The sequence below is a fragment of the Burkholderia pyrrocinia genome, from assembly GCF_001028665.1.
Classification (GTDB): domain Bacteria; phylum Pseudomonadota; class Gammaproteobacteria; order Burkholderiales; family Burkholderiaceae; genus Burkholderia; species Burkholderia pyrrocinia.
The window spans coordinates 445134-455402 of record NZ_CP011504.1 but is presented as its reverse complement, the minus strand read 5'-3'; the positions used below and the strand labels follow the sequence as shown (position 1 = coordinate 455402).

Annotated in this window: 9 protein-coding genes, 1 tRNA gene and 2 pseudogenes; 5 read left to right on the top strand and 7 right to left on the bottom strand. The window is 67.0% G+C overall.

The genetic code is table 11. The annotated features are described in order from the left end of the window. Window positions 1-78 precede the first annotated feature (78 nt). Entirely contained in the window at window positions 79-369 is a 291-nt protein-coding gene (locus tag ABD05_RS18285; protein WP_047901573.1) for a DUF4148 domain-containing protein, read from the bottom strand. Between the two features lie 366 nt (window positions 370-735). Here ABD05_RS18285 and ABD05_RS38955 point away from each other — a divergent pair, with 366 nt between their 5' ends. After that, complete coding sequence (locus ABD05_RS38955) at window positions 736-906, top strand: hypothetical protein (RefSeq protein WP_238594158.1); 171 nt, start codon at window positions 736-738, stop codon at window positions 904-906. 219 nt (window positions 907-1125) lie between these two features. Here the strand turns inward: ABD05_RS38955 and ABD05_RS37695 are convergent. Then, a pseudogene (locus tag ABD05_RS37695) lies at window positions 1126-1280 on the bottom strand (porin); the annotation flags it as partial. A 291-nt stretch (window positions 1281-1571) separates the two neighbouring features. Between ABD05_RS37695 and ABD05_RS39540 the strand changes: the two are divergent. Beyond that, the gene (locus tag ABD05_RS39540) at window positions 1572-1712 is read left to right on the top strand and encodes a hypothetical protein (protein ID WP_238594157.1); all 141 of its coding nucleotides are present in this window, start codon (window positions 1572-1574) and stop codon (window positions 1710-1712) included. Window positions 1713-1777: 65 nt separating this feature from the next. Beyond that, a complete protein-coding gene (locus ABD05_RS18270) occupies window positions 1778-2281 on the top strand; it encodes a hypothetical protein (protein WP_047901572.1) in 504 nt (167 codons plus the stop codon). 18 nt (window positions 2282-2299) lie between these two features. Here the strand turns inward: ABD05_RS18270 and ABD05_RS18265 are convergent, their stop codons facing one another. Continuing rightward, window positions 2300-3595 (bottom strand): O-acetylhomoserine aminocarboxypropyltransferase/cysteine synthase family protein, encoded by a 1296-nt coding sequence (locus ABD05_RS18265; RefSeq protein ID WP_047901571.1) that lies wholly within the window; start codon window positions 3593-3595, stop codon window positions 2300-2302. A gap of 168 nt (window positions 3596-3763) precedes the next feature. On the opposite strand from ABD05_RS18265, the pseudogene ABD05_RS18260 reads away from it, so the two are divergent. Next, a pseudogene (locus tag ABD05_RS18260) lies at window positions 3764-3958 on the top strand (methyltransferase); the annotation flags it as partial. A 76-nt stretch (window positions 3959-4034) separates the two neighbouring features. On the opposite strand, the gene ABD05_RS18255 reads toward ABD05_RS18260, so the two are convergent. The 4 genes from ABD05_RS18255 to ABD05_RS37690 all read right to left on the bottom strand — a co-directional run bounded on the left by ABD05_RS18255 (window position 4035) and on the right by ABD05_RS37690 (window position 8272). Further along, window positions 4035-5183, bottom strand: coding sequence for a DUF1176 domain-containing protein (locus tag ABD05_RS18255; protein ID WP_047901569.1), 1149 nt, complete (start codon window positions 5181-5183; stop codon window positions 4035-4037). A 332-nt stretch (window positions 5184-5515) separates the two neighbouring features. Next, entirely contained in the window at window positions 5516-6739 is a 1224-nt protein-coding gene (locus ABD05_RS18250; RefSeq protein ID WP_047903632.1) for an RtcB family protein, read from the bottom strand. Between the two features lie 62 nt (window positions 6740-6801). Next, window positions 6802-7941, bottom strand: a complete 1140-nt coding sequence (locus ABD05_RS18245; RefSeq protein WP_047903631.1) for a slipin family protein — start codon at window positions 7939-7941, stop codon at window positions 6802-6804. A gap of 258 nt (window positions 7942-8199) precedes the next feature. Further along, window positions 8200-8272: transfer RNA gene (locus ABD05_RS37690), tRNA-Phe, on the bottom strand. 337 nt (window positions 8273-8609) lie between these two features. Between ABD05_RS37690 and rtcR the strand changes: the two genes are divergently transcribed. After that, window positions 8610-10229, top strand: coding sequence for an RNA repair transcriptional activator RtcR (rtcR, locus tag ABD05_RS18240; RefSeq protein WP_047901568.1), 1620 nt, complete (start codon window positions 8610-8612; stop codon window positions 10227-10229). Window positions 10230-10269 lie beyond the last annotated feature (40 nt).

Genomic DNA, 10269 nt, shown 5'->3' with positions numbered 1-10269 from the left:
GCGGGCGGGCACGCCCGCGCGTTCGCCGCAAGGCGGTTGCGCGCGGCACGTTGCCCGCGATCGTGCGACCGAGCGGCATCAGCGCGTCGCCAGGTTGTCGTGGTTGTCGGCCTGCGGCTTCTTCTCGCCGCCATGCATTGAAATCCCGTGAAGCTCCTTGTTGCGCGCGATGATCTCGCTGGTCGGCGGGTATTGCGTCTTGCTCGTCGGCACGATGCCGTCGTGCTGCGCCTGCTTCAGTTCGTTGACGACTTGTGCACGGGTCTTGCCCTGCGTTTGCGTCTGCGCTTGTGCGAACGCGGCCTGCGTCGCCATGCCGAGCGACAGCGTGGCGGTGACGAACAGTGCTGCGAGTTTTGCCGTTTTCATTGAGTGCTCTCCTTGATCAGGGTTGCCGGGTGGCGAACCATGGACCCAGTATGCGAAAGCAGCCGTGCGCCACCGTGATCGGGAGATGAAAAAACCGTCAGATTGCGTGAGACGGCGATGCGCCGTGCGGACTCGATCGACGTGACGCAATCGTCATGTTCGCGTCATGGGCGCGATGAGCGGGGAGCGGAACATGAAGCCTGTCAACGACCCGCGCGGCCGATGGCATTCGCGCCGTTCGCGACAGCAGCATGAAAAGCGGGCGGTCCTGTTCAGACTTTCATCCCGGACCGAAACGTGCATCGTCCCGCCATTCTCCTATCGTTGATCGCAGTCCTGATCGTCCCGTTTCTCGCGGGCTGCGTATTGCCACGTTCCGACACCGGCACGACCGCGTCGGCCGCCGCGCGCAAGCCGGTGCCGGCCGACCTCATGCCCGGCGAACAAATCGACTACGCCGGGCATCGCTGCGGCAATCCGAACCTGCACGTGAAGACGCATCCGTGCCTGTTTCCGCAACGCAATCCAACGCCCTGATCGTCCGGCTCGCGACAAAAAAAAGGCCCGGTACTCAATGAGTCCGGGCCTAACGCGTGATCGTGCCGAGCGACAGCGATCCGCGGCGTGGGTGGGAACGGGCATGACCCGTTCCCGTTCCGATCGTAGCGGCACGACGCATCGGGAACCTGATCGGGACATGAAATTTTTGTCACGCACGCACGCACGCACGCGCGAGCGAGCGAGCCGCGGCCGCGATCAGAACCGGTGGCGCAACCCGAGATTGACGATGCCTTGCGTGCGCGTGCCGCCGTAGCCATAGGAGCCGATCGACGCCTGCGCCGTTTGCGTGCCGCCGTCGAGCGTCGCTGCTCCCCGTTCGCGCGTTGCCAAGCGCCGACCGCATAGAGATCGTGCGCTTCGACAGTAATCAATGACGAATTTCATTCGCACTGCGACGCAGCGCATGCGCGAACCATGACGAAACCGTCATGCCGGGATCACGATTCCGCACCGTCTCCGGATCAAAGTGAAGGCTCCCGTCACGGATTCCCGGCAAGGAGCGAACAACATGAGCATTCCGCGACCGAAGATCACCAGTGCCGTTGCCGCGCTGTCGATCGCGGCCTTCTCGCAGACCGTGGCCGCGCAGGCGAAGACCGGCAGGAAGTACGTCAGGAACTGGTGCGCGCGCGGCAGACGGCGTGATCCCGAGCCCGAATCACGACTACCCGGCGAGCCCGGCCACCGTCGCGCGCAATCAGGAAATCCATCGTTCGACGGTTCATCGCGGCGAGAAGGCGCCGATGGTCGATGCGCACGACAACCGCTTCGCGGTGCGTTGAGCGTTCATTCTCGGCCGGCTGCGGCAACGCCGCTCGGCCGGTTCTCCATGCAAAAAGGAGCATGCATGCGCACTATCGCAACAGGATTCGTGCTGTCAGTCTGTTTGATGTCGACGGCCGCGATGGCGGCCGGCTGGCCGGAACGGGCGCTGTCGCATGCGTCGGCGCACGACGTCGGCCGCCGCGCGAACGAACGGATGCGCTGCGAGTTCGCGGCCGTGCCGTCAGGCGAGTGGAGCGCGACGTTCACGCGCGGACAATGCGAGGTCGACAACGGCCGGCTCACGTTCGTGCCGGCCGACGCGGGCGGCGACGCGAATGTCGCGGAGAAGCGGATCGTGTTGCGCGATGTCCGTACCACGTCGCTTCAGTCGCGCAAGTTGAAGGAGCAACTGCAACTGACGACACGCGACGAAGTGATCGCGCTGAATGTGCTGACCGACGACGGCAGCCGCAAATCGCGCGAGCATGCGATCGACCTGTGGACCGCGCTGCGCGACGAGGGCGTTACGCCCGTCAACGGCACGCGCATCGTCGACACGTATCCGGCGGGCGCGACGACGTGGTAGCCGGCGCGCCCGTTTCGGTCAAAGCTGCGCGAGCGCCTGGTCGAGGTCGGCGAGCAGGTCGTCGATATGCTCGATGCCGATCGACAATCGCACTGTTTCCTCCTTCACGCCGGCCTTCGCGAGCTCGACCGGCGACAATTGCCGGTGTGTCGTCGATGCCGGGTGCGTCGCGAGCGACTTCGTATCGCCGATGTTGACGAGCCGCGTGAACAGCTTCAGCGCGTCCTGGAACTTCGCGCCGCCGTCGCGGCCGCCCTTCACGCCGAACGTCAGGATGCCCGGTGCGCGGCCCGACAGGTAGCGTGCGACGAGCGGGTGGTCGGGGTGATCGGGCAGGCCTGCGTAGTTTACCCACTCGACGTTCTCGTGGCGCGCGAGATGCTGCGCGATCTTCAGTGCGTTGTCGCCGATCCGTTCGACGCGAAGCGCGAGCGTTTCGATGCCCTGCAGGATCTGGAATGCGTTGAACGGCGAGATCGCCGCGCCCATGTTGCGCAGCGGCACCACGCGCGCGCGGCCGATATACGCGGCCGGCCCGAACGCCTCCGTATAGACGACGCCGTGATAGCTGACGTCCGGCTCGTTCAGTCGCTTGAAGCGGTCTGCGTGCTCGGCCCACGGGAACTTGCCCGAATCGACGATCGCGCCGCCGAGGCTCGTGCCGTGCCCGCCGAGATACTTCGTCAGCGAGTGCACGACGATGTCCGCGCCGTGCTCGAACGGGCGCAGCAGGTACGGCGACGGCACCGTGTTGTCGACGATCAGCGGGATCCCGTGGCGATGCGCGACTTCCGCGAGCGCGGCGATGTCGGTGACGTTGCCGAGCGGATTGCCGACCGATTCCGCGAAGATCGCCTTCGTGCGCGCGTCGATCAGCGGCTCGAACGACGCGGGGTCGCGCGGATCGGCGAAGCGCGTCGTGATCCCGTATTGCGGCAGCGTATGCGCGAACAGGTTGTAGGTGCCGCCGTACAGCGAACTGGCGGACACGATGTTGTCGCCGGCCTCGGCGATCGTCTGGATCGCGTATGTGACGGCGGATTGCCCCGACGCGAGCGCGAGCGCGCCGATGCCGCCCTCGAGCGCGGCGATCCGCTGCTCGAGCACGTCCGTCGTCGGGTTCATGATCCGCGTGTAGATGTTGCCCTGGACCTTCAGGTCGAACAGGTCGGCGCCGTGCTGCGTGTCGTCGAATGCGTACGCAACGGTCTGGTAGATCGGTACGGCGACCGCGCGCGTGGTCGGGTCGGGACGATAACCGCCGTGCACGGCGATGGTTTCGAGGCGCCAGTTCGAAGAGGCCTGATCGGTCATGGGTGCTCCGTCTGTTGTTGTGATGGTCGACGGATTATAGGAGCACGTGTGCTGCTGTCCTTAGAACGAATGGTGTGTTGCTTATGGGGATGCCGCGCATAGAATGCCTTTTTCCGCAGACAAGGGGTGCGCGATGGATCAGGATCAGTGGAACCGGGTAGATGCCTCGGCACGGTGATCGTCGTCGACAACGTCGTGCGCCGCGAGCGCGTGGCCGATCCGGACAATCGCGAGCCCGATGTGGTCGGTGCGAAGGATGGGTTCGCGCGTCTCGCCGCCGAGCCGAAGCTCATGACGACGGCCGTGCAGACGGTCGGGCAGAAGGGCTGGGACGGGTTCTCGATTTCGATCGTCGGCGAATGACGTGATGGTGGCACGCGTGTGCGGGCGTGCCGCGCGCCAGTTTCTGGCGGGATCCGCAATCGGCACGCCACGCGCGTCAGCGGTTTCCCGACGCGTCGGCCCGTCGATACAGGCGCGGCCATTGATCCTGGAACAGCCCGTTGCACGTGCTGTGCGTCGCGATGTCGGCGAGCAGGAAACGCCGGCCGTCGAAGATCCACGACGCGGTCGAGCCGCAATCGCCGGCACTGCGCAAGCGGACCTTGCTCGACAGCATCGCGCTGGCGGAATCGTAGCCGGCCTCGGTCAGTTCGTTCGCGAACGACGCCGAATCGAGGCCCGCGTTCGCGTTCTCGCCGAAATTCATCGCCGTCGGCGCGTACGGCGCCGACCGTCGCACGCGGTACCACAGGTCGGTGTGGTTATACATGCTGCTGGTCTGGCACGGTATCGCGACGAGCGCGTCGTCGGCCGAGATCGCCACGGCGCGCGACGTCTTCCTGCGATCGCCGGCCGACATTTCGTCTTCGACATCGGCCGCACATTGCTTCACGTCGGCGCCGAATTTCGCGAGCACCGCATCGACGAGCGGGCGCTGTTCGGCGGCCGACAGGTTCGCGACGGGCGGCGCCGGAACGACCGCGGGCGGCAGCGCCGGCGCGGGCGGCACCGACGCCGCCGGCCGGTTGCCGGGGCGCAGCAGTGCCGTGACCGTGCCGACACGACCCTGCGTGTCGTCGATCAGCAGCAGCGCGGCATTCAATCCCGACAGCGGCGTGCTAGATGCTTGTGCCGACGCCGGATCGCCGAAGCTCAGCAGTTGCGCATTGCGCGACGCGGCGAGCCACGCGGCAACCGTTGCCGGATCGCTCGTCCGGATCCGGAACGGATGCGCGTCGTTATTGTCCGGCTTGTCGCCGAATGCATGCCATTGGGCCGGCATCGCGTCGAACGGGCGGCCGTCGACGCGTGCCGTGCGCAGATCCAGTGGCGCCGACGCGAAGATGTCGAGCGACGGTTGCGCGTCGGGGCCGGCATCGCGCGTCACGCGCAGGATGAGGTCGGTGCGTGCATCGTCGATGTCGTCGGCGTTGCTTTCGGCAATGCAGCGGTTGCCGTTGTCGCAGACGACCGACCAGCTCTTGAAGGCGCGCTCGACCGGCGGCCGCGAAAGCGGGCGGGCCTGTGCAGCGAGAGGGGAAACGGCAAGGAGGGCGGCGAGGGCGAGCGAAAGGCGGTGCGACATGACGGTTCGTATCGGCTGTGAATGGGCGGGCGGAAGACGTCGGACTGCAAGCGCATCGTCAGCAAGCGGTGCACGTCGGGTGCAGCGGCGCATGACGCGGCGCGTTTTGCCGAACGGGACCAAGTATACCGCCGCAACGGGCTGCGTTCGGCGCGACGGCGCGTAGTGTGCGGGCACGCACATTGCTCACCGGCAGCGGCCGGGCGCGTGCAGATGCGAAAACGGCGCGATGCCCGCAGGCATCGCGCCGTTCGTCTTTCACCGACCGTCGACCACGTCGCGCAGGAACGTGTCGAGCATCGTCTCGACGAGCGCGTGGATCGCGCGCCGCGCTATCCTTTCACGCACACCACCTGGCGCAGCGTATGCACGACTTCCACGAGGCTGCGCTGGGCCGCCATCACCGCGTCGATGTCCTTGTAGGCCATCGGGATTTCGTCGACGACACCCGCGTCCTTCCGGCATTCGACGCCTTGCGTCGCCTTCGCCTGGTCGTCGGCCGTGAAGCGGCGCTTCGCTTCGGTGCGGCTCATCGCCCGGCCCGCGCCGTGGCTGCACGAGCAGAAGCTTTCCGGGTTGCCGAGCCCGCGCACGATGAAGCTCTTCGCCCCCATCGAACCAGGAATGATCCCGAGCTGCCCCTTCTGCGCGGACACCGCGCCCTTGCGCGTCACGAGCACGTCTTCGCCGAAGTGGCGTTCGCGCTGCACGTAGTTGTGGTGGCAGTTCACCGCGTGCTCGTCGACCGCGAACGGCTTGCCGATCACGCCGCGCGCCGCGCCGATCACCGCGTCCATCATCGCCTGCCGGTTGCGCCGCGCGTAGTCCTGCGCCCAGCCGACCGCTTCGACGTAGTCGTCGAAGTGCCGGCTGCCCTCGGTGAAATATGCGAGGTTGCGATCCGGCAGGTTCGCGATGTGCTGCCGCATGTCGGCCTGCGCGAGTTCGATGAACAGGCTGCCGATCGCGTTGCCGACGCCGCGCGAGCCGCTGTGCAGCATGAACCACACGTGGTCCGCTTCGTCGACGCACACTTCGATGAAGTGGTTGCCGGTGCCGAGCGTGCCGAGATGCGCGTAGTGGTTCGTCTTTTCCAGCTTCGGATACTTGTCGACGATCCGCTGGAACCCCGGCAGCAGCGATTTCCACGATTCGGTCACGGCGGCCGGCGTGCGATCGCCCCACGCACCCGGATCGCGGCGGCCCGGCGCGCGGCCGTGCGGCACCGCGCGTTCGATCGCGCTGCGCAGCCCGGCGAGCGAGTCCGGCAGGTCGGACGCCATCAGCGTCGTGCGCGCGGCCATCATCCCGCAGCCGATATCGACGCCGACCGCGGCCGGAATGATCGCGCCCTTCGTCGGAATCACGCTGCCGATCGTCGAGCCCTTGCCGAGGTGGACGTCCGGCATCACCGCGACGTGGCGGAAGATGAACGGCATCTGCGCGGTGTTGCGCAGTTGCGCGCGCGCTTCGTCCTCGACGGCGACGCCTTGCGTCCACATCTTCACCGGCTTGCCGTTCGCCAGTTCCATCAACTGATAATCCATGTTGCTCATCTGCTTCACCTGATTCGTTCATTCGTCCGGCGCGGCACCTCTATGCCGCGCCGTTTCATGCATTAAGCGCCCTTGATGCTGACGAGTCCGTTCAGCACCTGGTCGAGACCGCCGAACACCGAGATGCGGTCGATCCGTTCCGCGACGCGCTCGAGCGTTTCCAGCTCCTTGAGCCGCAGCGCGGTCGGGTTCTCTTCCATCACCTTCGCGGTGTTCAGCAGCGAACGTGTCGCCGCCGTTTCCTCGCGGCGGCGAATCACGTTCGCCTGCGCGGCCTTTTCCGCTTCGACCACCTGCGCGAGGATCGTCTTCATGTCGCCCGGCAGCACGATATCCTTCACGCCGACGCTGCGCACGTCCACGCCCGAGTTTTCGAGGCGCGTACGCACCTGCGCGATCACGACGTCGTCGATCGACTGCTTGTCCTCCAGCAGTTCGTCGAGCGAGCGCGTACCGACGGCCGCACGCAGTGCGAACTGCAGCTCGCGATACAGGTGTTCGACCGGCTTCTGCAACTGGCCGAACGCATGCAGCACGTCCGCATAGCACCACGTCGCCGACAGGTTCAGCCGCAGCGCGACCTTGTCGCGCGTCAGGATTTCCTGTCCGCCGACTTCGAGCGCCTGCACGCGCAGGTCGACGAGTTCGACCGCGACGTCGCGGTTGAAGCGCCAGAACGCCGACACGCCCGCGTCCAGCAGCCGTTCGATCTTGCCGTCGATCTTCAGCATGCCGACGTGATACGCCGGCACCTGCGCCAGCAGCACGCCCGTCAGGCCCGCCACGCCGCGCGCACGCAGCGCCGGTTGCGCGATGCGCTTCACGAGCGCGGCCGGCAGCATGCTGTCCTGCGCGAGATCGACGCGTTCGAGACGGTGCTCGGCCAGGCCGCGCCAGTACAGCCGGCGCGTGCCCGGCGCGAGGATCTCGACGAGCACGTCGTCTTCATAGCGCAGGCCCGCTTCGTCGTCGGCCAGATCCATCGCGACGAAATAGTGCGCGAGCACGTCCTGCGCATCGTGACGCAGGTAGTCGGCCAGCGCTTGGTCGGCGAGCGGCGCGTCGAGACGCGCGGTCTGCACCGACAGGCGCTTGAACGGATCGAAGGCCTTGAACACGCCCGGTTCCAGCACCTTCACGAAATCGCCCTCGCTCATCAGCAGCGCGCGTTCGTTCTTTTTCACAACATGACGCTTCCACATATTCTTGTCCTTTTCTTCAATGACCGCCGGGTGACGCGCATCGTGCGGATCGCGGTGCGACGCAATCGGGCGGGCGGCGCGGGGGCCGGCGCGGGCGCTGCACGGCGACGCATCCTGCATCGCTTCGTCGTGCGCGTTCGCGCGGGCCGTCCGGCCGCCTGGCCGATCGCGCGGAACCGCAACCGGTCCGACGCGCGGCGGGCCTCGCGGCCCGCACCGGCGGGTACTGCTTTCATCACGAGACTGTCCTTGCGGACAGCGTTCGGACGGGATTCGAACCCGCCACACACCGGCTTTTGCCGGCTGCTCCACCTGAATGAGCTTCCGAACAGTGGGCGCCCCGGGATTCGAACCCGGACGTGGCATGCCTCGCGCGCCCCTTTGCCTTCGTCTGTCCATGGCGGCATGCGCTGCCGCGACGAACGAGGTTCGGCGGCGGCGCACCAGCAGGGCTTTGTGAACCCTGGCTCGCGGGCCAGCGGGACATCCGGCGCTTTCTATTCAGCGAGGAGCGTGCCAGCGGGGGCTCTAGTGCTCGAAGGAATTTCTAGGCCTTTGAAACTAAAGGGGAATTTATTGCGTCGTGTTGATTTGCGTCGGCCTTGCCTCTGCGGGCGGATCGACAAAATCCGATACAATCGGATCGCTTCTTATCCGATGAGATAAACATGCGAAAGACAGTCGCAATCGGCTTTCTCGGCACCGTGCTCGACCAGGGCGGCCGCGCGCCGCGCCGCTACCGCAAATGGCGGCCGACGATCTCGCTGTGCGAGCAGCCCGACCTGCCGATCGACCGGCTGGAGTTGCTGCATCCGCCGAGCTACACGCGCCTCGCCAACCAGGTGCGGGACGATCTCGCGCGGCTGTCGCCGCACACCGACGTGCGGCTCACGCCGCTCACGATCCACGACCCGTGGGATTTCGAGGAGGTCTATGCGACGCTGCACGACTACGCGCGCGCCTATCCGTTCGACCTCGAACACGAGGACTACCTGATTCACATCACGACCGGCACGCACGTCGCGCAGATCTGCTGGTTCCTGCTGGCGGAGGCACGCTACCTGCCCGCGCGTCTCGTGCAGACGGGGCCGCCGCAGCGGACCGACGAAGGGCCGAGCGGGCCGGGCACGCTGTCGGTGATCGATCTCGACCTGTCGCGCTACAACCGGATCGCGCAGCGCTTCACGCGCGAGCGCGACGAAACGGTGTCGTTCCTGAAGGCCGGCATCGCGACGCGCAACGCGCGCTTCAATGCGCTGATCGAGCAACTTGAGCGCGTGGCCGTGCGTTCTCGCGCGCCGATGCTGCTCGTCGGGCCGACCGGCGCCGGCAAGTCGTTTCTCGCGAAGCGCGTGTACGAGCTGAAGCGCGGCCGCCATCGGCTCGCGGGGCCGTTCATCGAGATCAACTGCGCGACGCTGCGCGGCGACGCGGCGATGTCGACGCTGTTCGGCCACGTGAAGGGCGCGTTCACGGGCGCGCAGTCGGCGCGCGCGGGGTTGTTGCGCGCGGCGGACGGCGGCCTGCTGTTTCTCGACGAGATCGGCGAACTCGGGCTCGACGAGCAGGCGATGCTGCTGAAGGCGATCGAGGAGAAGCGCTTCCTGCCGGTCGGCGCGGACGTCGAGGCAACCAGCGATTTCGAACTGATCGCGGGCACGCACCGCGACCTGCGGCTGATGGTGGCGGCCGGCACGTTCCGCGAGGATCTCTATGCGCGGATCAATCTGTGGACGTACGAACTGCCGGGGCTCGCCGAGCGCCGCGAGGACATCGAGCCGAACCTCGAATTCGAACTCGACCGCTTCGGCCGCGAGCAGGGCGAGCAGGTGCGTTTCAACGTCGAGGCGAAGCGGCGTTACCTCGCGTTCGCGGCGTCGCCGCGCGCGGCGTGGGCCGGCAACTTCCGCGAGCTGTCGGCCTCGGTCACGCGGATGGCGACGCTGGCCGATGCGGGGCGGATCACCGAGGATCTGGCCGAACAGGAGGTCGAGCGGCTGACGCGCACGTGGTCGCCGCCGGGCGGCGCGGGGGCGTCCGATACGTGCGTCGATGCGGTGTTCGGCGCGCGTGCGGCGGAACTCGACCTGTTCGACCGCGCGCAGCTCGAACGCGTGCTCGACGTGTGCCGCGTGTCGGCGAGCCTGTCGGAAGCCGGGCGCACGCTGTTCGCGGTGTCGCGGCAGAGCAAGAAGCAGCCGAACGATGCGGACCGGCTGCGCAAGTATCTCGCGCGGTTCGGGCTGGATTGGGACGGGGTGCGGCAGGCGCTCGAACTGGCGCGGTGAGCGCGGCGGCGCGGATGCCGCGCGGAGCCGAATGGCTCCG

Coding starts and splice junctions, on each gene's coding strand:
- ABD05_RS18250 (WP_047903632.1), bottom strand. CDS start 6,739: ATGAGCAACATGGATTATCAGTTGATGGAACTGGCGAACGGCAAGCCG.
- ABD05_RS18255 (WP_047901569.1), bottom strand. CDS start 5,183: ATGTCGCACCGCCTTTCGCTCGCCCTCGCCGCCCTCCTTGCCGTTTCC.
- rtcR (WP_047901568.1), top strand. CDS start 8,610: ATGCGAAAGACAGTCGCAATCGGCTTTCTCGGCACCGTGCTCGACCAG.
- ABD05_RS18270 (WP_047901572.1), top strand. CDS start 1,778: ATGCGCACTATCGCAACAGGATTCGTGCTGTCAGTCTGTTTGATGTCG.
- ABD05_RS18265 (WP_047901571.1), bottom strand. CDS start 3,595: ATGACCGATCAGGCCTCTTCGAACTGGCGCCTCGAAACCATCGCCGTG.
- ABD05_RS18285 (WP_047901573.1), bottom strand. CDS start 369: ATGAAAACGGCAAAACTCGCAGCACTGTTCGTCACCGCCACGCTGTCG.
- ABD05_RS18245 (WP_047903631.1), bottom strand. CDS start 7,941: ATGTGGAAGCGTCATGTTGTGAAAAAGAACGAACGCGCGCTGCTGATG.